The organism is Methylocystis sp. sgz306128 (assembly GCF_056032725.1).
In genome coordinates this window covers 15,046-38,239 of the sequence record NZ_JBVYWO010000017.1, presented here as the reverse complement: position 1 = coordinate 38,239, position 23,194 = coordinate 15,046, and the positions used below count along the sequence as shown (strand labels likewise).

Annotated in this window: 19 protein-coding genes; 3 read left to right on the top strand and 16 right to left on the bottom strand. The window is 56.0% G+C overall.

Annotation, left to right across the window (positions count from 1 at the left end; genetic code table 11):
• Positions 1-602: 602 nt before the first annotated feature.
• Entirely contained in the window at positions 603-1,991 is a 1,389-nt protein-coding gene (locus AC0N03_RS16150) for a porin (RefSeq protein WP_474289941.1), read from the top strand.
• A 435-nt stretch (positions 1,992-2,426) separates the two neighbouring features.
• Here AC0N03_RS16150 and AC0N03_RS16145 read toward each other — a convergent pair whose 3' ends face one another.
• From AC0N03_RS16145 to AC0N03_RS16105, 9 genes are all read right to left on the bottom strand, one after another.
• A complete protein-coding gene (locus AC0N03_RS16145; protein ID WP_474289940.1) occupies positions 2,427-3,182 on the bottom strand; it encodes an SDR family NAD(P)-dependent oxidoreductase in 756 nt (251 codons plus the stop codon).
• A gap of 25 nt (positions 3,183-3,207) precedes the next feature.
• Entirely contained in the window at positions 3,208-3,978 is a 771-nt protein-coding gene (locus tag AC0N03_RS16140; RefSeq protein WP_474289939.1) for an SDR family NAD(P)-dependent oxidoreductase, read from the bottom strand.
• On the bottom strand, positions 3,975-4,961 hold the full coding sequence (locus AC0N03_RS16135; protein ID WP_474289938.1) for an ABC transporter permease: 987 nt from the start codon (positions 4,959-4,961) through the stop codon (positions 3,975-3,977). Before AC0N03_RS16135 ends, AC0N03_RS16140 begins: the two co-directional genes overlap by 4 nt.
• A gap of 2 nt (positions 4,962-4,963) precedes the next feature.
• Positions 4,964-6,481, bottom strand: coding sequence for a sugar ABC transporter ATP-binding protein (locus tag AC0N03_RS16130; protein ID WP_474289937.1), 1,518 nt, complete (start codon positions 6,479-6,481; stop codon positions 4,964-4,966).
• 65 nt (positions 6,482-6,546) lie between these two features.
• On the bottom strand, positions 6,547-7,650 hold the full coding sequence (locus AC0N03_RS16125; protein ID WP_474289936.1) for a sugar ABC transporter substrate-binding protein: 1,104 nt from the start codon (positions 7,648-7,650) through the stop codon (positions 6,547-6,549).
• A 57-nt stretch (positions 7,651-7,707) separates the two neighbouring features.
• On the bottom strand, positions 7,708-9,003 hold the full coding sequence (locus AC0N03_RS16120; protein WP_474289935.1) for an alpha/beta fold hydrolase: 1,296 nt from the start codon (positions 9,001-9,003) through the stop codon (positions 7,708-7,710).
• Positions 9,000-9,977, bottom strand: a complete 978-nt coding sequence (locus AC0N03_RS16115; RefSeq protein WP_474289934.1) for an alpha-ketoacid dehydrogenase subunit beta — start codon at positions 9,975-9,977, stop codon at positions 9,000-9,002. The genes AC0N03_RS16120 and AC0N03_RS16115 overlap by 4 nt, the downstream gene beginning before the upstream one ends.
• 10 nt (positions 9,978-9,987) lie before the next feature.
• On the bottom strand, positions 9,988-11,004 hold the full coding sequence (locus AC0N03_RS16110) for a thiamine pyrophosphate-dependent dehydrogenase E1 component subunit alpha (RefSeq protein WP_474289933.1): 1,017 nt from the start codon (positions 11,002-11,004) through the stop codon (positions 9,988-9,990).
• 46 nt (positions 11,005-11,050) lie between these two features.
• Complete coding sequence (locus AC0N03_RS16105) at positions 11,051-12,553, bottom strand: FGGY-family carbohydrate kinase (protein WP_474289932.1); 1,503 nt, start codon at positions 12,551-12,553, stop codon at positions 11,051-11,053.
• 176 nt (positions 12,554-12,729) lie between these two features.
• Here AC0N03_RS16105 and AC0N03_RS16100 point away from each other — a divergent pair, with 176 nt between their 5' ends.
• Positions 12,730-13,716, top strand: coding sequence for a sugar-binding transcriptional regulator (locus AC0N03_RS16100; RefSeq protein WP_474289931.1), 987 nt, complete (start codon positions 12,730-12,732; stop codon positions 13,714-13,716).
• Between the two features lie 333 nt (positions 13,717-14,049).
• Here AC0N03_RS16100 and AC0N03_RS16095 read toward each other — a convergent pair whose 3' ends face one another.
• From AC0N03_RS16095 to AC0N03_RS16065, 7 genes are all read right to left on the bottom strand, one after another.
• Positions 14,050-14,907 (bottom strand): DUF3489 domain-containing protein, encoded by an 858-nt coding sequence (locus AC0N03_RS16095; RefSeq protein ID WP_474289930.1) that lies wholly within the window; start codon positions 14,905-14,907, stop codon positions 14,050-14,052.
• Positions 14,908-15,070: 163 nt separating this feature from the next.
• Complete coding sequence (locus tag AC0N03_RS16090; RefSeq protein WP_474289929.1) at positions 15,071-16,846, bottom strand: hypothetical protein; 1,776 nt, start codon at positions 16,844-16,846, stop codon at positions 15,071-15,073.
• Positions 16,843-18,051: a glycosyltransferase gene (locus AC0N03_RS16085; protein ID WP_474289928.1), complete on the bottom strand. Its 1,209-nt coding sequence runs from the start codon at positions 18,049-18,051 to the stop codon at positions 16,843-16,845. The genes AC0N03_RS16090 and AC0N03_RS16085 overlap by 4 nt, the downstream gene beginning before the upstream one ends.
• A 28-nt stretch (positions 18,052-18,079) precedes the next feature.
• Positions 18,080-18,511 carry a GtrA family protein gene (locus AC0N03_RS16080; RefSeq protein ID WP_474289927.1) on the bottom strand — a complete coding sequence of 144 codons (432 nt, stop codon included), beginning with the start codon at positions 18,509-18,511 and terminating at the stop codon, positions 18,080-18,082.
• Positions 18,508-19,362 carry a class I SAM-dependent methyltransferase gene (locus AC0N03_RS16075; protein ID WP_474289926.1) on the bottom strand — a complete coding sequence of 285 codons (855 nt, stop codon included), beginning with the start codon at positions 19,360-19,362 and terminating at the stop codon, positions 18,508-18,510. The genes AC0N03_RS16080 and AC0N03_RS16075 overlap by 4 nt, the downstream gene beginning before the upstream one ends.
• Complete coding sequence (locus AC0N03_RS16070) at positions 19,356-20,426, bottom strand: Gfo/Idh/MocA family protein (protein WP_474289925.1); 1,071 nt, start codon at positions 20,424-20,426, stop codon at positions 19,356-19,358. Before AC0N03_RS16070 ends, AC0N03_RS16075 begins: the two co-directional genes overlap by 7 nt.
• Positions 20,404-21,687, bottom strand: coding sequence for a glycosyltransferase family 2 protein (locus AC0N03_RS16065; protein WP_474289924.1), 1,284 nt, complete (start codon positions 21,685-21,687; stop codon positions 20,404-20,406). The genes AC0N03_RS16070 and AC0N03_RS16065 overlap by 23 nt, the downstream gene beginning before the upstream one ends.
• Positions 21,688-22,329: 642 nt before the next feature.
• Here AC0N03_RS16065 and blaOXA point away from each other — a divergent pair.
• Positions 22,330-23,163, top strand: coding sequence for a class D beta-lactamase (blaOXA, locus tag AC0N03_RS16060; RefSeq protein ID WP_474289923.1), 834 nt, complete (start codon positions 22,330-22,332; stop codon positions 23,161-23,163).
• Positions 23,164-23,194: the final 31 nt, after the last annotated feature.

The window sequence follows — 23,194 nt, the reverse complement described above, 5'->3', positions numbered from 1 at the left end:
ACCGCGTCCTGTTTGAATTCTTCTGTGAAATTGGCATTACCCATGACGATCTCCTTGCCTCATTTTTAAGGGACAAGGTGTCTACAATTCTAGGGGCTATTCATCCGCGACCTTCACCGCAACTGCCTGAGTTGCTTCCGGGAGGATCCGCGCTGAGGTGCTTGTCCAGTTCTATCCCGGTTTGCTACTGATGAAGCCCTCAGCTTATTGGTTTCAGTCTGCTTGTGATCCAGATTTCCAAACCAGATTGATCCGCGACCTTGACCCCAAGTCGTCGTAGCGACTGCTGCTTTCGCTGTGTGAGCGGCGCAAAGCAAAATGCAAATCCGGATCAATTCGAAATGACAATCAAAACTCCGAGGCCGTTTTTACTACTTGTGCTTTTTCTGAATTATGGCGTTTTCGCAACATGATGTGATTTAATCAGATCAAAGGGCACAAAGCCGCCATTTTTGGTTGTCGTTGCGACATCTTTGATGCATTTTTTGCACGGATTGCATGGGCCATATTCTGGTGATTTTAAGAATTGTTTCGATCTTCATTTAAGTCTGACCGATGCGTTATTTCTAATTATTTGAAATATATGAATTTTGGGGGTTTTTATGACATTGGCAAAGAGCATTTTTCTCGGTTCGGCTGCTGCCCTCGCAGTTGTTGGTTCCGCCCACGCTGCTGACCTTCCTTCTAAGAAGGCTGCACCGGCACAGTACGTCAAGATCTGCGACGCGGCCGGCGCTGGCTATTTCTACATTCCCGGTTCCGATACCTGCCTGAAGGTCGGCGGCTACGTTGAAGTCGACGCCCGCGGCCAGAACACCAAGTCTTCGACGCCAGGTTATCGCGGCCAGAATGCTTTCGATATCTCAACCGACGTTGAAATCACCCTCGATACCGTCACCAAGACCTCCTACGGCGACCTGACCACCCACATCGGCTACGAAGCTGACTCGGGTGCTTCGAACTCCTTTAACGGCAACCTGTCGGCTTATATCGATCAGGCTTATCTGACCTTCGCCGGCCTGACAGCTGGCCGCAAGGAAACCCTCTTCAACCACATTGAATCCGGCTATAACCATGCCATGTTCAATCCGGACTTCAAGGCCAATGGTCTGTGGTACACCGCAGCCTTCGGCGGCGGCTTCTCGGCCACCATCGGTATCGAAGATTCGATTGGCAACCGCGCCAGCGTGCCTGTGCAGCAAGATCTGATATTAGTGCCCTTAGCACCGGGATTTTATGGTACTCAGCCTGTCGTCAATGGCGGTCGTGCGCCGGATGTCGTTGCAGAACTCGCTGTCAAGCAAGGCTGGGGTGAAGCGGGCATCGACGCAGGCTTGCACAACGCGCAATATTATCACGTCGACTCGGTTTCCTTTCTTGGCGGTTTGTCCGGCAGCAATAAGACCGCCAATGGCTGGGGTCTCGGCGCTTACACCAAGATCAACCTGCCGATGCTCGCCGCCGGGGACTTCATCGGCTTGCAGGTCAATGTCGAGCAGAATGCTCTGGCCTGGGGCGGGTTTACCCGCTCGAGCCAGCGTTTTGGCGGCTATAATGATTATCCTTTCAACAGCTCCACCATCTCGTTCTCCAATCAGCAGGTGGACTATGTTGAAGGCCATCGCCAGACGGGCTGGAACTTGATTGCTGATTTCCAGCACAACTGGACGCCGACGGTTTCGACGACGATTGGCGGTTCCTATGGCGAAGTGCGTTACGCAAACAAGAGCACGCTGGCGGACTACGTCAATAATGTCGCAACCTACCCCTCGGTGGATGTTGTCGGACCGGCGTTTGATTATAATGTCTGGGCCATTGGTCAGGTGACCAAGTGGACCCCCGTAAAGGGGCTCGAATTCGGAATCGATACAACCTACATTCGCTATGACGACAAGTTGAGTGCGAATCAGTCGATTTTAGTGTCGTCATTCGGCGGCAGGCCCAAGTCTGACGACTTCCAGGTCGACTTCCGCGTCATCCGCTCCTTCTGATCTGAAGAGCGAAGCGTAAGCTTAGAGTGGCCCCGGTTTTCCGGGGCCTTTTTTGTGAGATTTAGCGATGCCGAGAGCCTAAGGCTATTTTCAATTTTCCGAATTCTCTGAATACTGTGTGTTGATCAGAAACTAACATTAGACATGGAGTGAACCCCTGGGACTGGACTACGGGGTTCACTCCAGATCTTGGCCCCAAGTCCTCATAGCGGTTGCATCTTTCATTGTGTAAGCAGAGAAAAGCGAAATGAAAACATGGATAAATTTCAGGCAACAATCAACAACAAGACGACCAGAGATGACTGCCACGGCCTCGCAAATCAACAGGCCGGCCGCGACGCTTGAGGAGGTGGCGATCAAGGTAAACCTGATTGTCCGCACGACTAAGCAATCGAGAAGATCGACAACTTCTCTGGCAGCAGGTTCGTCGGATGATTAGCTCAATACAATTCCGCCGCAGACGTTGAGGGTTTGTCCTGTAACGAATGCCGAGGCGTCGGAAGCGAGGAAGGCGACCGGTCCGGCAACATCCTCGGGCTGGCCGAGTCGCCGCAGGGCCGTGATTGCCACCCATTTGTCGACATTTTTCTGATCAGAGAGATTGGTACGCCCCATTTCCGTGACGATAATGCCTGGACAGATACAATTGGCGGTAATGCCAAAGGCGCCCACCTCCTGAGCCAGCACGCGTGTGAAACCCATGACCGCTGCTTTGGAAGCCGAATAATGCGATTGGCTGGGCGCGCCGTGCTTGCCGCCAATGGATGCAATATTGATGATTCGACCATATTTGCGGGCTTTCATATGACCGAGTACGGCCTGGATGACGATGAACGTTCCCTTGGCATTCACGTCCATCACCGCGTCCCAGGTCTCTTCCTCGATCGCCTCCACGTCTCTTGAAATCAGAATGCCGGCATTGTTGACAACGACGTCGATGTGTCCGGCCTCGGCAATCGCTGAGTTCACCATCGTCTGCACCTCGGCTTTGTTCGAGACGTCCGCGAATTTGACATAAGCGAGGCGTCCCCTATTCGTAATTTCGCGGGCTGCGGCTTCAAGATCCGCCCGTTGGCGATCAATATCGTTCAGCACAATATCGAAACCCGAATCGGCAAGTCCTAGGGCGATTGCCCGTCCGATGCCGCGACTTGCTCCCGTAACCAGCGCGACTTTTTGTTTCTGCTGCATTATTTCCTCCTTCGATTGTATTTTTTCACCAGCAGGTGTAGCCGCCGTCGACGGCAACCGAACAGCCGGTCACGAAACTTGCAGCATCGCTGCTCAGAAACAGCACGACAGATGCAATTTCCTCCGGTTCGCCCAGCCGTCCCATCGGTGTCCGTTCCAGCCATGTATTGAACCATTCTGGCCGGCTGCGCCCAAGCAGCGTCAGCTCTGTTGCCGTATAGCCGGGCGCAACAGCATTTACGCGCACGCCGTGCGTCGCCCATTCCACCGCAAGTGATTTGGTCAGCATGCCGACACCAGCTTTCGCGGCATTATAAGCGGGCTGAATCTGCGGATGCACGACGATTTCGGCGCACATCGAGCTGATATTGACGATAGCTCCACGGTTTCGGGAAACCATCTGCCGACCGAAAGCGCGCGAGCACCAGAAAACAGCATCGAGGTCGACATTCAATACGCGCCGCCAATCATCGTCACTGGTACCGATCGTGGCGCCATTGCCAACAATACCCGCGTTGTTCACAAGAATGTCGATGTCCGGAAAACGTTCAGCGGCGGCCTCGACCTCATGGGATTTCGTCACATCCAACTCATATGCTTGCGCAGCATTTCCGGTCGCGCTGATTTCCGATGCAGTGCGTGTCGCCGCCTGCAGATCGAGATCGGCGACGATGACTTTGGCGCCGGCATCTGCAAGGGCGCAGCATATCGCCCGTCCTATGCCTTTTGCTCCACCTGTAACGAACGCAACACGTCCCTGCAGGGAAAATTTTGTAAGAATACCCGGCGCGTTCATCTGAAGAACCTTATTTCGCTGCGCAAAACCGCAAGTCCGACTGCGGCAATCATCACCGCGCCGCGAACTTCGTTTTGCAGATAGAAGGGAGCCCCAAGGAGATTGAGGCCATTATCGAGCATCCCGATGATCAGGACGCCGACCACGGTTCCGGGAATCGTCGCCCGACCGGGCCGGAAGGTCGTCATGCCGAGGAATACGGCCGTCAGACTGTCCATCAGGTAGGCGTCACCTGCGCCGGACTGGCCGGAGCCAAGACGCGCTGTGAGCATGATGCCGCCAAGGGCGGCACCAAAGGCAGACAAGGCCAGCGCGACCATGCGCGCGCGATTGACATTCATGCCCGAGAGACGCGCAGCCTGTATATTGGCGCCCGTGGCCACGATTTCGCGGCCAATGCGGGTCCGGTTGATCAGGATATGAAAAACAATGACGCTGATCAGCGCGATAACGACCGGGATCGGGACAAACCCGAGAAGCCGGCCCTTGGCGATCCAGTAGAAATGCTCCGGCATAGACGCATAAATGGAATCGCCGTTGGTATAGGCATAGTTGATGCCCAATGCGATGGGCCCCATCGCGAGAGTGGCAATCAGCGAAGGGATGCGCAGTTTTGTGACAAGCAGACCGTTGGCAATACCGATAATCATGCCCGCTGCCAGCGCAACGAGAATGGCTAGCACCACCGGCAATTGCGACCATACCAGCATGCCGGCAACCAGAACGCCAGACAGGGACGCCACTTGACCAACCGAAAGGTCGAATTCCCCGGAAGAAACGGCAACAGTCAAGCTGGACGCCACCACCATCAATACGGAGATTTGAATTAATACATTGCTCAGATTGTCCACGGACAGGAACCGATCGCTCATCAGCCCGAAGCCGATAAATATTGCGACGGCCGCCGCCACAGTGCCATAGCGCGAAATCAGCGCGGTCAGAGCATCTTTGCCGGTTGGTCGGCTTTCGACATGTGTTGTCATAACTAATTTACCTCCAGCAAAAGGCGTTCTTCCGAGAGTTCGTTGCGATGGAGGCATTTGCCGACCTTGTGGTCCGCGATGCAGTAGATGCGCTCGCAAAGCTTGAGCATCTCGGGAAATTCCGCGCTCGTTAATAAAACGCTGGCGCCGCTCTGTGTGAGTTCGCGGATAAGGGCATAGAGTTCGGCCTTGCTGCCGACATCGACACCTTCAGTCGGGTTGTCGAGCAGGATCAGGGGTCGAAAAGCGCCTTCATATTGCGCCAGACGGATCAACCACCGGCCAAAAGCTACCTTTTGCTGATTGCCGCCGGAAAGCTGCAGCACATCCTGTCCCGGGCCGGCGCATTTTATTCTCAGCCGCCGGATCAGGTCGTGACTTGCGGCATCAACCTTGTCGCCGCGCATGAACCCATATCGGGAATAATGGTTCAGGGCCGACGACAGCAGGTTTTCCGCAACAGAGAGGCCGGGCAACAGCGATTTGTGCAAGCGATCATCTGCAACGAGATAAATTCCGCGGGCAATGGCGGACGCCACCGTGGCGGGGCATCCGCTCTGGCCATTAACACTGAATTCTCCGCCTTCTGGGCGCGGTCCGGCTCCGGCAATCGCTTCCAGAATTTCGGTCTGGCCGGCGCCCAGCACCCCAGCGATGCCAACGACTTCGCCGGCATGCACCACGAGATCGGGAACGTGCAGACGCCCGATCGTCGCATTTCTGATGCGCAGCGTTTCTTGCTGCCGAATGGCATGACTGGTCCAGTCGGTCTCCTCCAGGCGGCGGCCGACCATCATGTTGACCACCTCTTCGGGATTTGTCGCCGATATGGGGCCATCATGCACTTTGCGGCCATCCTTGAGCACCACGACGGAATCGCAATGGGCGAATATTTCGTCGAGATGATGCGATATGAAAAGGATAGCGAGTCCTTTTGTCTTCAACTCATCGAGAAAGGCAAACAGCTTGCGGCTTTCGGCCAATGTAAGAGATGCGGTGGGCTCGTCGAGGATCAGTATAGCCGGATCGGATACCAGCGCCTTCAGGATGTCGAGTATTTTGTTCTCGCCAAGGCCGAGTTCGCCGCCCTCCTTGTCGAGCGGAATATCTATGCCGAAATGTGCTGTGATTTCAGCGGCTCGCCGTTTCAATTCGCGTTTGCGGATGAAGCCGGCGGTGAGAGGTTCGCGGCCCAGCATGATATTCTCTGCAGCAGTCAGTGAAGGAATGACAGCCACCTGCTGATGGGCGACGGCAATGCCGGAGGTCATGGCTTCGCTGACGGAGCGAAAGTCAACCGGCCTGCCGTCAATCAGGATTTCGCCTGAATCCCGCATGACAGAACCACAGATGATTTTGATCAGCGTGGATTTGCCGGCGCCATTTGCGCCCACCAGAGCGAGGATCTCGCCGGCCTGCAGAGTCAGGTCCACGTCGATGAGGGCGGGGTTGCCGTGGAAAGATTTTCCGATCCCACGTGCTTCCAGCCGTGGCGCCGGATCATGGATTTCTTCGGGCACGCATATACTCCATGGGCAGGAGAAAGCAGGCTTTCCTTATAAGGAAAGCCTGCGCTCGCTTGGTTTTACATTCCGGCCAAAGCGCGGTCGCGGTAGATGTAATAGAGGTCAGTCGCGTTATAGGTCGGAGTTCCGGGCGGCGGGATGTTCACATCCTTCACCAGAAGCGGGGCCGGGAATTCAACCGTTGGAACCGGGACGAGCTTTTTCACATCGCCGCCCTTGCCGACAATCTCATTGATGAGCCAGCCGGTATAGGCACCCCAGACCTCAAAGGCCTGTGCCGTTGTTGCGAGCAGCGGGTAATTTGATTTGCCCATGCGCTCAAGAGCTGTGGGATGCCCGTCGTGACCGATGACGAAAATCTTGTCCTGAAGTCCGCGCGAGGCAATCACTTCCGCAGCCGCCATCGCCGGTTCATCCCAGGGACACCATATGACATCGAGGCTGTCGCCATAGGTGGTGAGCCAATCGTTGACGGTGTTCTGGGTGGTTTCATAGAAACCGGCATATTGAATGACGCGCTCGGCTTTGAGCGAAATCCACTCATTTTCGGTCAACGCCGTCTTCATCACCTTGCCGCGCTTGCGGGTGCCATGATGAAAGTTCGCAATGATCGCGCACATGTTGGCTTTGGTCTTGCCCTTGGCAAGAAGCGTATCAATCATGAACTGGACGGTTTGCGCGCTCATCGCATAATTGTTCGATGTGATGTCGGCGATTGCCGGAGCCTGCCAGCCTGAGTCGAGGCTGAAGAACGGAATTTTCGATGCGGTGAGCCGATCAAGGGCGCTTTTGGCGGCGGTAAGCGTCCCATACATCACCAGAATGGCGTCAGATTTAGCCGTTATCGCATCTTCGATCTGGCTCACCAACGCACCGGGATCGCCCTTGGCATCGGTCTGGTTAATCTGCCAGGTCTTATCAAGACCGGTTTTCTTGACCCATTGCTGAAAGCCATCCCATGATCTCTGGTCGGACTGGGCCGACATCTGCTGCGCGATGACCGCAACCTTGAGCGGCTTGGCTGTTTGTGCGGCCGCAGGCGTCGATCCCAGGGCGAACTGCGCAAATTGCGCTCCGAGCACGGAGCTTGCACCCGCCAATCCCATTCCTCCGAGCAGCGAACGTCGCGTCGGCTGAATGAGATCAAATGCTTTCTTATCCATAGCGTCTCCTCCAAATGTGACCCCGAAAGGGGATTTTTAACCCGCCCGTGGGCGAGCCTAGGCGATGATGGCTGCGATCGTTCGCAGCTGATCCCAGTGCGGCATGTGGCCGGCCTGCGGAACGAGGTGAAGGGGAATGATGCCGCCCGTGGCCAATGCATGGCGCCAGGGAATTATCAGATCATCCATGCCCCAGATAATTTGGGTTCGGTCTGCGAAATTCAGGACATCCGGCAGGATGTCGATTTGCTGGCAGCCTTCTGAAACAATCTCGCGGGCCAGCGTGCCGAGGCGTCCCCCGCCAACGGCGGCCAGCATCCGCTCTTTCTGAATTTCGGAGAGAGCGGGGAAGCTGTGCGCGATACGGCGCAGCAGATGGATCATGCCGCCGGTTGAATGCGCATGCGCCAGACCATTGACGAATTCCGCATCGATCTCCGAACCCAACCCGGCAGGGGCCAGCAAGGTCAGCCGACGCACTGAGGCGTCCAGCTTTCGCGCCGCGCGTACAGCAACCGCACCGCCCAGCGAATGACCTATAAGCTCCACAGGGCGATCTGCTGCCATCTCCGCGATAAAAGCTATTGCGGCAGCGACGAGATCTTCAAAATTTTCAACTAAGCCGGATGTCGCGCCATGCCCGGGCAGGTCTGGCGCGATCACATGGCGCCCATTGCGCGCAAGCGCGGACGCGAGCGCGGACCAGGTGCTGCTGTCGGCAGCAAAGCCGTGGAACAGAATGGTGACGAGACCTTGAGGCTGGGGCGCGCCCCAATGGCGATAGGCGACCTGCCACGAACCAATGGCGATAACATTGGCGTTATCCGGATTTGCTGTCGTCAGCAATGCTCCGCTCTCGTTCTTGAGGGCCATCACGTCCGCCAGTTCGATACGATTGCGGCGCCCGCTGCCCGAGAGGTTTGCGAGGTCGATAGCTTCCCGGCGTGCGAGAGCCCGGGCGGCAGGCGTGGCGCGCAGCCTCTGCGTCAACGATGGGCGGGATGCTTCCGCCTGAGGCTTGGGTGGCGGCGCCGTTTTAGCCGCAGACTCGGATTTCGTTGTTTCAGCAATCAAGGCTTCTGAACGTGAAGGTTGCTCAGGCTCCCCGGTTCCGCCTTGCCGTTGAAAGGTGCACAAAGGCGCATCCACTGTCAGCGTGGTGCCTTCGGGAGCCAGAATTTCCACGAGAATGCCGTCATCGAGTGCGGGCAATTCGACAATTGTCTTGTCGGTTTCGATTTCGGCGATGGTTTCTCCGCGTCTGAAGGCGTCGCCCGGCTTCTTCAGCCAGCCCACCACCTTGCCCTCGTCCATCGTTTCACCGAGACGGGGTAGTTTGAAGACAGATGTCATCGCTGGAACATCCTCTTAATGCTCTCTTCGATAAGTCCGACCGTGGGGATGCTTGAGGCTTCCAGATCCTGAGAGACTGAAATCGGGATGTCCTCCCCGGCGATGCGTACAACCGGATCTTCAAGAAAATCGAAGCATTCCTCGGTGATCCGGGCCGCCAATTCTGCCGCGACACCGCAGGTCATCGGCGATTCCGTCACGACAACCGCGCGTCCAGTGCGCTCGACGGCGGCAATGACTGTTTCCATGTCCAGCGGGTTCAATGTCCTCAGGTCGATGACTTCGACGTCGATACCCGTTCCGGACAGACGGTTTGCAGCCTCCAGCGCCACATGCACCATTCGGGAATAGGTAACGAGCGTGACGTTCCGGCCCGGTCGGCGGACGAGTGCCTTGCCCCACGGGGCCTCCGGCGTATCGAGATCAATTTTTTCTTTACGGGCATAGAGTGATTTATGCTCGATGAAAATGACCGGATCCGGCAGTGTGAGGCTGTGGCGCAGCAGATGATAGGCATCGGCAGCGGTTGCCGGCATGGCGAGGCGAAGGCCGGGCGTGTGCATGATCCAGGCTTCGAGGCTCTGACTATGCTGAGCACCGGCTGAACGGCCTGTGCCGCCCTGCGTTCGCAGCACCATGGGAACGCCGATCTGCCCGCCGAACATGTAGCGGATCTTGGCGGCCTGATTGCCAACCTGATCCATCGTCATGCCCAGAAAGTCGATATACATCAGCTCGGCCACCGGTCGCAGGCCGGTCATGGCCGCGCCAACGGCTGCGCCGATAATCGCCGGTTCCGAAATCGGGGTATCGATCACCCGGCGTGCACCGAATGTGTTATAAAGTTCTTTGGTGACGCCATAGGCGCCGCCGTAAACTCCCACTTCCTCGCCAATAAGAATCACGCGATCATCTGCCGTCATTGCGTCGTGCAATGCCTGCCGGAGAGCGTCTCTGTAAGTTGTTTCAATCATGACTGTTTCCTCAGGCGCGCGCCAGAACGCGTGCAATACGGGTTCGGACTGGCTCGGGCTCCGGCTGGCCGGGTGCATAAACATCCCGGAACATGGACGAGAGCGGCGGGGTGGGAGAATTGGCTGTGAAATCGATGCTCGCGCTCATTTCCTGCCGGATGGCCTCGTCCATGGCATCAAGCTGCGCCGGCGTTGCCTGCTGCTGCTCGATCAGGCGATTCCGGGCAAAGGCCACGGGATCGCGACGCCGCCCGGCCTCTTCCTCCTCCGCACTCCGGTAGGGGCTCTTGTCCATACGTCCGTGGCCGTAGAAGCGGTAGCAGGAAACGGTCAGCAGCGCAGGTCTGCCTGCGCGCGCGCCGTCAATCAGATTGAGCGCCGCGCTGTGGACTTCTTCCACGTCTTCGCCGTCCACCATCTCTGCGGCAAGGCCAAATGCCCGCGCGCGGCTAGCAAAATCCGTGTTCTTGGTGGCGCGGTCAATTCGCGTGCCCATGCCATACTGGTTATTGATGCAGACGAACAGAACCGGCAGTTCCCATAGTGCCGCCATGTTCATGCTCTCGTAGAGAATGCCTTGCTGCATGGCCCCGTCACCGAAGAAGGCGACTGAAACGGCATCGCTGCCCAGGTTGCGGTAGCTGATGCCCGCGCCAACGACGTGGGAAATACCACCTCCGACAATGGCGTTGGCGCCCAAATGACCAAGAGCCATGTCAGCAATGTGCATTGAACCGCCCTTGCCGCGGCAATAGCCGGTTTCACGGCCGCCAATCTCGGCCATCATCCGATCCGGCGCGGCGCCGCGCGCCAGGAAAATGCCATGACCGCGGTGATGGGTGGTGAAACTGTCCTGAGGCTGCATCGCAGCGCAAACGCCCGCCGCAACGCCTTCCTCACCAATGGAGAGATGCAGCATGGAGCCAGCGGAAAGGCCACGAACATAAAGCTCGCCAACGTGCTCTTCAAACGTGCGTATTCTTCTCATTGTCTCGTAAAAGTTGAGAAGACGGGTGTTCAAACTCATTCTGTTTCTCCGTCGGATGACCGCCGCGATCGTTGCTGATCGCTGATCACTTTGTGCTGCGTGGTCGGAATTGTTTGAGGGCGGGGTAAAGCGCGGCGTATTTCTGGTAGATTTCGCTGTAGATTGCCGCCTCGCGTGGCCGCGGCTCGATGCGGCGTCCGGGCCGCACCATCGCTGCAACGCCGTCATCTATTGTTGAAAACCAGCCCAGTCCCACCCCGGCCAGAATTGCAGCGCCAAGCGCAGGCGCGGCCGAAGATTCGGGAACGGTAACGGGCAAGCCGGCTGTGTCTGCGTGAATCTGGAGCCAGAGTTCGGAGGCAGCGGCTCCGCCGCCGATCGTTATGGTGTCGGCGGTAAAGCCGGCCTTGACCATTCCTTCCAATATTGCCCGGCTGCCAAAACATATGCCTTCGATGATGGCACGGAAAATGTGGTGCTGCTCGTGCCCCAGCGTCAGGCCGATAATGGCGCCGCGCGACATTGAATCGACGTGAGGTGTCCGGTTACCTTGAAAATGGTCGAGCACCAGCAGGCCGTCCGAGCCCGGCTCAAGCTCCGCCGCCTTCTGGTTGAGCATTGCAAGGTCGAGCGGGCCGCCGGTCAGCCGCCCGAGCCAGGCGATTATCGAACCCGTGGACGTCTGCCCGCCTTCGATAATAAAGCGGTCGGGATAAACGGCGTCAGGATAGGCGCCCCAGAGGCCCGGGGCATGTACTTCACGATCAGACACGCCGAACATCAGGTGGGACGACCCGGTGATCAGTGCGAGTTGGCCTGGCCGATTGACCCCGAGGCCGATCATGCCGATGAGCGCATCGGCACCGCCCTGCACGACAATAGTTGACGATCGCAATCCGAGATGCGTCGCCGCCTCGCGGGTGAGAGCACCAACCACGTCTCCCGGCGCAATCACCTCCGGCGGCCATTTGTCGAGCAGCGATTCGATACCCAGCTTGCGAACAAGAGAGGTCGCATAGCCGCCGCGCCTCGAATTATAATGCCAGCGGATTGAGACGTTATCGAGGCTGGCGCACCGGCGGCCGGTGAGCCGCCAGTTCAAGAAATCCTGGTATTCGCAAATTGTATGCGCGGCAGCGAATACATCCGGCTCATTGCGAGCCAGCCATAAGGATTTGGGGATCATCCATTCCGCGGAGACCGGGCCGGCGCCATTGCAATTGATATCCAGCGCGGGGTCTTTGGTTGCCAGCACGTCCGCCGCCTCGGCACCGGCGCGAACATCCATCCATATGATCGCTGGCCGCAATGGTGCTCCCTGCGCGTCAGTTGCGACGACTGTACAGCTAGTTGTCGCAAGGGAAATCGCATCGATATCGTCCGCATTGAGGCCAGCGGCGGCGACGGCGTTTCTGACAGCGGGAGCAAGACAGTTCCACCAATCCTCGGGATTTTGTTCTGCTCTCGCTCCATGCAGGAAGGAAGTCGGATAGGGCATTGCCGCAGTGCCGAGACAATGCCCCGACCTGTCGTAAACGCGGGCGCGAATACTCTCCGTCCCGCCATCGATTCCGATGACGCAGCCCATCAAATCCTCCCGTTCTGAATGCAACAAGGCAGCCTGTTCCGGCGGCTTTTAACTTATGTCGCGTTTCATTACATTTGTTATATATCATTTGTAACGATGCGCGACAGATGTCAAGAGTGTTTTTGATTCCAAATGGAACAAATGTAATGGTAGGATGCAAATCCGAGGATTTTGACATGAATCTGAATTTAGCCCACGAAAGTGATGACGCGCTGATTGTCCGGGTCGCATGGCTTTATCATGTGGCGGGTCTTAATCAGGAAGAGACTGCGGCTCGTCTGGGATTGCACCGGGCCAGAGCAAACCGGCTCTTGTCGGAAGCCCGCGACCGCGGATTGGTGACAATCTCGATCAACCATGCAGCTGCGCGCGATCTGGAGCTGGAAAGCCGCATAGCTGAAGCGTTCGGGCTGGATTTTTGCCTGACCACGCCTTCTATCGGCTTCGTGCGCTCGCCTACGGATTTAGAAACAGCCAATATACAGAGCGCCGTAGCGCGTCGCGCCGTAGGTTCCGCAGGCGCGAACTTTCTCAAGGGCAGACTGGCTCAGGGTCCATTGACTGTTGGTATCAGTTGGGGACGCACAATCGAGCAGGTGGCCCTGCATCTTTCCGGCGCGCGCAACACCAACGCTCATTTCGTATCGCTGATTGGCTCTTTGACGCGAACTCTGGCAGCCAATCCGTTTGAGGTGGCGCAGGCTTTCGCCGCCCGCACCGGCGGATATGTCCATTTTCTGCCCGTGCCGTTTATTGCCGACTCCGAAGCCGACCGGCAGGTACTGATGTCCCAGCGGATGGTGACCGATGCCTTCAATATTGCGCGGCAAGCCGATCTATATCTGATAAGCGTGGGGGAACTCAGAGAATCTTCCGTGCTACGGCTGCAAGACATGATTTCAGCAGGCGAAATGGAAGACATCCGCAGCGGCGGGGCCGTGTGCGATTCCCTCGGGCGTCTCTACGATATAGAGGGACGCGAAGTCCGTCATCCGCTGAGCCAGCGCACGCTTGCGATCGATCCCGACGAATTGCGCGGCAGAGATGTCGTGCTGCTGGCGGGCGGGTTTGAAAAGATCAATGCGATCAAGGGACTGCTGCGCTCGGGAATCGTGCGGGGTCTCGTCATCGATGGAGACACCGCCGAAGCCTTGATCGAATAGCAATGCCGGCAAGCCTCAATGAAATGTGTCGCTGATCTGCTCCGAGAAATTGGAGGCAGTTGAGAAACTCAGGTCAAGGCTGCAATATTTTTCCCTGTTACAACATCTGGCACTCCCTGAACAGCCAAAGCTGTTCCCTGATAAGGTGAAATTAATTCCCTGTTATTTTTTCACGAAAAAAACTATCAAATCACTGAAATATCGCACTTATTTCAGATAATTTGGCCAAATCGACCTCAAAAAATTGAAATTTTCCCTGTTTTTTCCCTGTTAACAGGGAATTTTAGGCCAAAGACGCACCCTGATCACACTGCGTCCGCCACCATTTTTCTCTTACAAATAGATCGTGCCAGGGCACTCTGCATGGGTTCGCTCCAGGACAAACCCGCGCTTGCGTAAACCCGTCAGAGCTGCGCGGGTTGTAAGGGGCAACCACCCTGTTACGGCAATCAGTTCGTTCAAACTCGCGCCCTGCGCAGCCAGCAGCATCTCCACAATCTGCCGGGTTCTGGTTGCTGGTTTCAGCGCTGGCGATGAGCTGTCATGTGCGGATGCGTTAAGCGCAGTGGATTCTCGGGGTATGGCGCATTCAACGTTTGCCGCCGCACATAATCCCGCTCCGTCTTCGAGTTTAACAGGCGTTTCATCCGGTCCCCGAACCATCTGCGCCCCAAGATTATTGCCTAGATCCGTTGCTGGTTCCCGACCAATGTCCGGGACGATTTCGGATGCAAAGTCCCTCGCACGATTCGGGGCAAGAGCATCGGCCCGTTCCAGATCGACAGAAGCCGATGTGGCGCAAAAAGCCGATTGGTCGTCGACAATGTTCAAGCGAGCCGTCACATCGCCTGCCTGAGATTGAGCGCCGGCGGGCGCGTCATTCCCCGCACTCTCCAACTCGCCCAGGCCTTCGGCTCGGCACTTCGCGCCATGCGGCCGATGCCTCAACCAGGCCACGTATCGGCGGCCGGCCTCGGTAATACCATACGGCATCGCCGAGCGACCTGCTTCGCGGACCAGACCAGCCCCTTCCGCCATTTCTGCGATCAGGCCCTGCTCTACCAGCGTCAGGGCAAGACGCTGTCTTGCCGTCCGTGCCATTTTGGACGGCACAATCATCCATCCGTGCTCGTGCTCGGCACAGGCACGAAGTGCGGCACTCTGCGTCTTTGTCAGTTGGAACTCACTCATCGTTGTCTCCGTTCGGTTCAACGACAGCCTTGCGCTGTCACCGACACGAGCCCTGAGGTGGACACCTTCAAGGCCGGGACATGCAAACCGGAGCTAAATCAACCCGGCCACGCCCCCAGCAATGCTTGCTATGCGGCGGGAAGCAAGTCGAAAGTAAGAGGGCCTAAAATCCGAGCGTACAGTTATGTAATACCTTTATAGCACTATGATGCCTTTCTTCGAATCTCGTTTCGGGCTCCTGCAAAGGAATGCCCCAAGCTCTCGCTTGCACCGCCCCCACCACAGCAATCGTATTCGTCGCGCAGAGCTCAGACAGCTGTTTCTCGTCCAACCGGCTTAGCGCAAGAACCTTTGGGCTGCTGCGAAGAAATGGATCGTTGCGCACCAGGTCTATTCCGAAGTGCATAACCTCGTCATCGATAATCACGATATTGGCTCGCGCTTCAGAAATGGCGTGACTCGCACGCATATACGGACTGGCAAATTGATAGGCCTGAATGGCGTGGACGGGTAACAAACAAACGATTGAAAATACACTGGAGCACCACAGAGCCACCCTCGAAAGAACCGGCTGTCGCTCGCTGGTCCCACAAAGATCCGTCCATCCATAGACCGCAAGGAGGGCCAGGCTGCCAAGAAATCCATGCATGTACCGGTACCCCCACCCATGACCCTGTGCCGGCATCAGAACGAACATGGCAAAAAAGAGCAGGCCGACACCCTGCGCTAATTCGCGTGCAATCCCCCTGCCTTCCCGGACGGAGCGCCATGCTAAAAGACACAAAGGCAACAAAATCGGACTTTGCCATGCCAAGAAACGAAGGAAATTCATCAGCATCAGCCAAACAGCCTCGATGCGAAAGCTGTGAATTACAAGAAAAATGCGAGCGATCAGGTAAACGCCGCCTACCCCAATCTGTTCAAGCGTCGGCGGAGAAAGTCCTTCCCATGCAAGAGCCAAAGGCCAATAATTAGACCAGAAAAGTCCAAATACACCATAGGAACAGACATAAATCATGGCAAGGTCGCGGCGTCTGTCCTGCCAAAGCCGGATGATAAACGGTAGCACAAACAAAGGATGAAAAATGATCTGATGCAGCCCGCAAGCAAGAAAGCCACAGACGATTGCGCCAGCATGTCCAACTCGATCGTTTCGCTGAAACAGCCAGAGCCAAGTAAGATTGTATGCCAGATGCGCGGTCATCGCATAGCTCGTCATAGACATCAGCATCAGTTGCGATGATGAGGCCAGCAGGAGGGCGCCAAGCAAGCCCGCGCCTCGGCGCTGCGGCCACAAGCGCCTCGCCACGCGATACACCGCGAAGATCGAAAAGGCAGCAAACGCCGGGTTGAGATAGATTGGATTAAAGATTTTACCCGCCAATGCGCGCGCCATGGCGTTAACCGGCAAATAACTCGATACCGCCACGGATCCATCCGTGATCGGCAGCATGAACATCGGTTCCAGTGCCGTCGCGTAGGGCCGCCATTCTGTCGGAACAACTGCCACCAGGTGCCCCGTACCGAAAATTTGAGCGTCAAACGAGGCCATTATCTCGTCGCGTGAGAGGTCAAATCCGCCAAAGATCAGAACCGTGCCAAACACCCCGCAAAGAAACACGGCCGACACGGGACCAACTATCATCCACGGTCGAAGTTCGATTTTGGGAAGGGCTCGGCCGAGGATCGCAACAGGAAGAAACGCCAAAGCAATCAGCAATGCCTCGATAAAGATAAGGACAAACCAATCCTGCGTTTCAAAAAAATAGCAACTCAGAAAAGTTATCGAAGAGCAGCGATAATCTCCCACTCCGACCAAAGCGGACACCAGAGCACTTAACCCGGCAACTCCTAGCATCGCCCGGCGCAATTCGCGTTCACCCTTCTCCGGCGCAGCAGGAAATTCGGGTTCAGGACGCAGCTGAGGTGAACCATTCATTGTTCTGACCTTTCAGCGGACAATGACTCGCCATCCTGAAGACAGCCGGCGAGCGTAAGGAAAATCTGCGCATATCTGTCGGCGCTGGCTCTCCAGGAATAGCGTGTTGCAGCAAATTCGGCACGCTGACGCCGCTCAGCCTCTGTAAGCGGGCGCGCAAGCACTTCGGCGATGGCGGCACCAACCAGCCTGCCGTCCTTCGTGACATCATTTGCGCCGATGGACACACTATGCAAAAAGCGACCCGCCGCGATATCGGCGCGTCCGACATCGCTGCCACAAATGACAGGAAGTCCACAAGCAAGCGCCTCCTGCACAACAAGCGGAAAACCCTCACCGACGCTGGGCAGCACAAACAGGTCGCAGGCACGATAGAGCTGAGCCAGCTTTTCAGCGCCCAGCGAATGGAAGACGCGCACGTTGTCAAGTTGCCAGGTAGAAGGATCCTGCTTGCCACTGCCGGCGAAAACAAAAAGAATTTCGGGCATTTCGCGGGCCAGCCACTCCAGAATGGACAGTCCCTTTTTTTCAACAAATCGCCCTACGAAAAGGCAGATTCGCACATCAACGGGCAGATCCATCGCACAGCGCAAAGCCTCTATAGCTTCCCTGCCCTGAGCCGGATAAAACAGCGCGGAATCCACTCCGTTGAAAATGATTTCAGGCCGGTATCGGTAATGAAGCCCAGAAAAATGCGCCTCAGTTGTCTGGCTGATGAAAATAACGCGATCTGCAGAACGCAAGAGAACTCTCGCCACAAGCCAATTACCCAAGCCCATGAGCAATCGCAGGGCGCGATTTGAATAGGGCACCGCGCCGATATGTTGAATGACAACAAAGGGCTTCCTGGCGAAGTAAGCCGCCAGCCGAGCCAGAACGCTCGTCATGTAAAGCGCATCATGTGCGACAATGACATCGCTTTGGCGCACCAGACTGAATATCCGGTGCCATTGCGAAGGACGAACCAGAGGAAAGGGAATATTCAGGAGACGCTCAGGCAAATTCGACGCCGTCAGACTTACCCGTGACAAGCCCTCTGCCGTTTCGGGAACTGGTCTATCGGCACATGCGATCCAGGTTACCCGGAACCAGCGCTCGGCCCATTCACGCGCCAACCGATAGGCAACAAGTTCGATCCCACCGCGACGATCCTCGAAGAATGTTGATATTATCAATACTTTAAGGGGGCGGAGTGAAGACTTCACAAGGTGACCTTCTGCCCAAGACGCTGGATCATTGTGACGGTCCGAAACCGAAATGGCGCGTAATCGCCCAATGTGTCATTGCATAGTTCCAGAGGAACACGATAGCTGTGGCCAGCCATGTCGCAAGATAGATGCTGATACCCAGTTCGTCCGTCAGAAGAAAAAGACTGAAAATCCAGACAGGATAGTTCAGCAGCATGGCCAAAGCATAACGCAGGAATGCCTCCAGTTTGCGTGGCATGCCGAAGGTCAATCGGCTCTGCAAGACAAATCCTATCAACACCATCGGGACAAAAACAATCAGCGACGCGTTGAAATAGCTAAATCCCGCCATTACGGCCGCAACTATAAATAGATTATTCAAAATCGCACAGACGGCGCCCACCAATGTATAACGCACAGGCCTATGGCGCGTCGCCTTGCTCAGTGGCGGGCTTAGCCAAGTCCGCAGGGTATTCATGATTTTTCGCCACGAATCAAAATACAGGAAGCTTGATCGCAGACAAGCGGCTCATTGTCCTCCTCCACATTGGCCCCGAGCGCGATGATCGCAGCAATGATCCTCGCCATGGCGCGCGGAACCCGGTGCATATTCTGAATTTTTCGCAGCCCGAGCTTGCGCTGGATCTCGATGGGTCGCGAACGATTGCCGAACAGGGAATAAAGCAGGCCGCCTGTCAATCGCGAAAGGCTCTCCCAGCGACGCGTTTGCTTGGCATCCATATAGCCGCTGACAGTATCCAGACGCAGACCATAGCGCTCAAACAGCGAGCGCCATTCGGATATCGTCAGATAATGATAGTGCGCCAAGCGCCGGTCCAGTTTTGAGAGGTAGTCTCTGCGCTCACGTCCCAGAAGAAGCGGACCGCGCAAATTCGCGTGAAAAGCAACAGCAGGTACAGTGAAGACAAACTGGCCGCCGCGGCGCAGCAGACGCGAGGCTTCTCGGATCGTCGAATCAAGATCAGGGATATGCTCGAGCACAGAATTCGAGAGGATAAAATCAAATGTCGCATCCGGCTCAGGAATGGCATCCGCTCGCGCCTGATGCACGACCTCATAATTCGCGCTTAACCGCGCCGCCGCCACTTCGAGCGGATCTGAATCAACACCGACCAATACCCTGGGACCTAGCCGCGCGAGAAGGATACTGGTCAGGAGACCATCTCCGCATCCGAGGTCCAGCCCGCGCCCCTCAGGCAGGCTTTGGCGCAGCAACGCGCCGATCTCGATGGCGCGCCGATATGCTGTTGCCGGCTGTGCCGGATAGCGCTCCACGAAATCTACGAGCAATTCAAAATTCGTCAACATGCCTTGACGCCCCCGCAAGCATTGATGACGGCATGTTGCAGGTTCAGAATTTCGAGGGCGCGCCCCGGCCCGATCGGCTCAAAACCGCTAAGGTCGCCATGAACCGCCGCCGCAAAGCGCGCAAAGACTTCGTCATTGCCATAAGACAAACGCCCGGCAAGATGCGGCAATCCGCTTCGCACGGTTTGCAGCCAATGCTGCAGTGTCGCGCTGAAACTGGTTCTCAGAACGCTGTAACCGTCATGACGCCCATCATTAGGAAGGGAGATGTAGATATCACGAAAAATATCGACAATTCCGAGCCGCTTTTCTCCAAAAACCATAAGAAACCACTCGCTGACGGGGCTTTCAAAATTACAGCTCAGGCGCAAAGGAAAGGCTCGGTCGCAGGAAAACCAGGCCTCAACTCTGGCGGGCGTATTCAATCCCATTGAACTTTTAATAGACATCGCATGATTGATATCCATAGGGCCCGCCAGTGCCCGCAAGAGATAGATCAGGTGCGGGCTTTCGTCGTAGAACAGGCCAAAAGGCAGACGTTCATACCATTCCGGCAACCGGCGCGCCGGATTTCCCATCTGAACTGCGTCAATTCCACGCAACTCGCCAAAACGATCATTGGCGAGATCGTGCGTCAGTCCGCGCATTGAGCGCGCGAACTGAAAATTATGAACAATCCCGAGACAGCGATTCCGGTCACTCGCCAGCCGCGCCAGTATTTCGCCCTCTTCCGGGCTCATCACGAATGGCTTTTCGGTAAGAACATGCTTGTCCAGTCGCAAGGCCTGCCCGATCAACGCAAAATGAGACATCGGCGCCGCAGCGATGCAGACGCTGTCCACCTCATTCATCCAGGTAACTTCGCCCAGGTTTTCCGCTGTCGCATGGCGAGGAATGCCAAATCGGTTTGCCAGACTGCGCGCACGTTCCGGGTTGCGGTCAATTACTCCGACAATTTCATAACGCGTGTTCCTAGACATGACCGGGACGTGGCGATTCTGAGCGACCCAGCCACATCCGACAACTGCAATTTTTATCTTTTTAGTCATGCATGGCGCCTGCATCCCGGGCCGTTTCCTCGCGCAGTGCCGTTTGCGCCGGTTCATTAGGCCCGATGAAATCGGCCTCATGGCCGTTCACGATGGCCAGAAGAAATCCACCAAAAATATTCTGCGTGCCGACAACCAGAAGCGTTGTTCCGACAACTGCAGGAAGGACGCTGGCGAAACTGGCAAATCCGCTCCATGACCAGTAAAACAAAATTAAAACCAGCACCGAGACCCCGCTCGCCATGGCAATACCGCCGGCGACCAACATAGAATCGAGTGATATCCAATTCGCGAGCATAGAACCTGCCGCAAATGGGCGCCGGAGCCCCAGCCGGCAAGCATGAAGATGAGCCACGCCGAAAAACAGCAGCGCCAGATGGGACAGCCCCAGCGCGGCCCCGGCCAGAATCACCCAATAATTCCCAAATGGATTTGACTCTGGCCTACCGAAAAACGCCGCCCATCCGGCCCAGACCCAGATCACAAGCGTCCCCAACATGGCAAAAGCGGCGGGCAAGGCAAAAACCCAGGCCGGACTAAGCATGAGCAGATAACGCAGATGCCGCCAACCGTCGCGCCACGGCCGCAAATGCGGCCGACGGTCGCGCAGGTCGCGGGATAACGTGACTGGCACCTCGCTGATGTTCTGCCGCCGAAGCGCCGCCTTAACGATCATCTCGCTCGCGAATTCCATGCCCGCTCCACTCAAGTTCAGTGCGAGCAAGGATGATCTTCTGGCAGCCCGTAATCCGCAATGCGCATCACTGATGCCAACGCGAAATAGCACATTCAGCGCCCCAGTCAGAAACGGATTGCCAATGTAGCGGTTTTTCCAGGGCATTGCGCCTTGCTTTATGCTGCCCCTGAACCGAGATCCAATACAGATATCACTGCCGCTCTGAAGCTGGCGCACCATTTCAACGGCTTCGCAAAAGTCATACGAACCATCCGCATCGCCCATCACGACATAAGTGCCACGCGCGGAGATTATGCCGCCAATCAGCGCCGCGCCATAGCCAAGTCGCTCCACATGAACGACCCGGGCGCCGAAACCTGACGCAACCGCCCGGCTTTCGTCGATACTGCCATTGTCGGCAACGACGATCTCCCCAGAAAGACCGAGTTCGTCCGACAGCAGGCGCAAGGCCGCACCAGCGTTGGCGAGACAAAGTTGAAGCCAGGGTGCCTCATTAAGACAGGGCAAGACGATACTCACATCGACCCGCAACGGAAGTTCGAATTCATTATATCCTGTTGCCATTGTCGAATTGGACATAATCTACATTATCCAATGTATTTTAAATAATATTAAAATTCCTAAAATTTGTTTTATTATAGCGCGTTTACATTTATAAAAAATATAAAATGATTGGTTAATTCTTGCTTCAAGCTAACTCATTTATTCACTCTGACCTGAGCCGTGCCAGCTTAGTCGAATGACTGAAATTCATCAAAATTTTTAGATAACGCGGATCACCATTCAATAGAAATTGGATCAATACGAGAAGGAAATCAACACTGCTCCCAATTGACCGAACAGTTTCCAAGGTAAAGGAAGTGGCTCGTGACCTTGGCCCCGCAGTCTGACGCGATCCTATTGTTTTCTGTCTGCTTGTGATCCAGATTTACAAGTCGAATTGATCTGCGATCTTGACCCAAGTCCTCGTAGCGGCTGCAACTTTCGTTGTGTGAGCGAGGAAAAGCGAAATGAAAATCTGGGTCAATTCCAGATGACAATCTACAGGCAGGTGGTCATTCATTCACCAGGGAAGGCGCACGTCCCCGTCATGAAGGTAAGGTGCGCGAGAAGTGAGGATGATCGACATCCTGTCCTGACTTGGTCAATATCGCGCAAGGACACCGGACAGGTCCTTGTCGCAATACTCCCCCGATCCGATCGACAGTTGGAGACGTCGCAATGCTCAAAATCGTCAGCAGAATTTTGCTTGGGCTTGCTCTCGAACGGATATGCTTGGCTTCTGCAGGCGCCCATACCATCTGCACAATGGTCGCGGATGGACACACTGGGGAGCCGCTCCTCGAACAGGGTGATTGTCAGAACCGCGTAACCCCCGCTTCCACATTCAAACTGGCTCTGGCTGTCATGGGATTTGATTCAGGTGTTCTGACTGGCCCGAACTCCCCTGTTCTGGACTATTGTGACGGCGATCCGGATTGGGGTGGGGATGCCTGGAAGCAACCCACCGACCCAACACGCTGGCTGAAATATTCTGTCGTTTGGTATTCGCAGCGGATCACCCATGTTTTGGGCCAAGATCGCCTCACCCGCTATGCGCAAGCCTTCGGATATGGAAATAGCGATTTTTCGGGCGATCCGGGGAAGGACAATGGCCTTGCACGCGCCTGGATCATGTCTTCGCTAAAAATCTCGCCGGCCGAACAGATCCGATTTTTGTTCAGGCTGACCAATCATATGCTGCCAGTCGCGCCCCGTGTTTTCGGGCAGGTAGAGCAGATTGTTGAAGCAATGCCGCCCTCTGATGGCTGGGTTGCGCATGGCAAGACCGGCGCGGCCTTTCCCCGCAAAGAAGACGGCACGTTCGACATGGATCATGGCTACGGCTGGTATGTCGGCTGGGCAAACAAAGACAATCGAGTGATTTTGTTCGCTCGGCTGATTCAAGACGATGGCGGCGAGGCAGGGACGCCCGGTATGCGCGCACGCGATGCCTTCCTCAAAGAACTGCCCGAACTGGTTGCTAAAAGATCAAATCCCCAGAAGATTCCATGAATTCTGCCCCGCTTAAACTTCAGAACGGGTT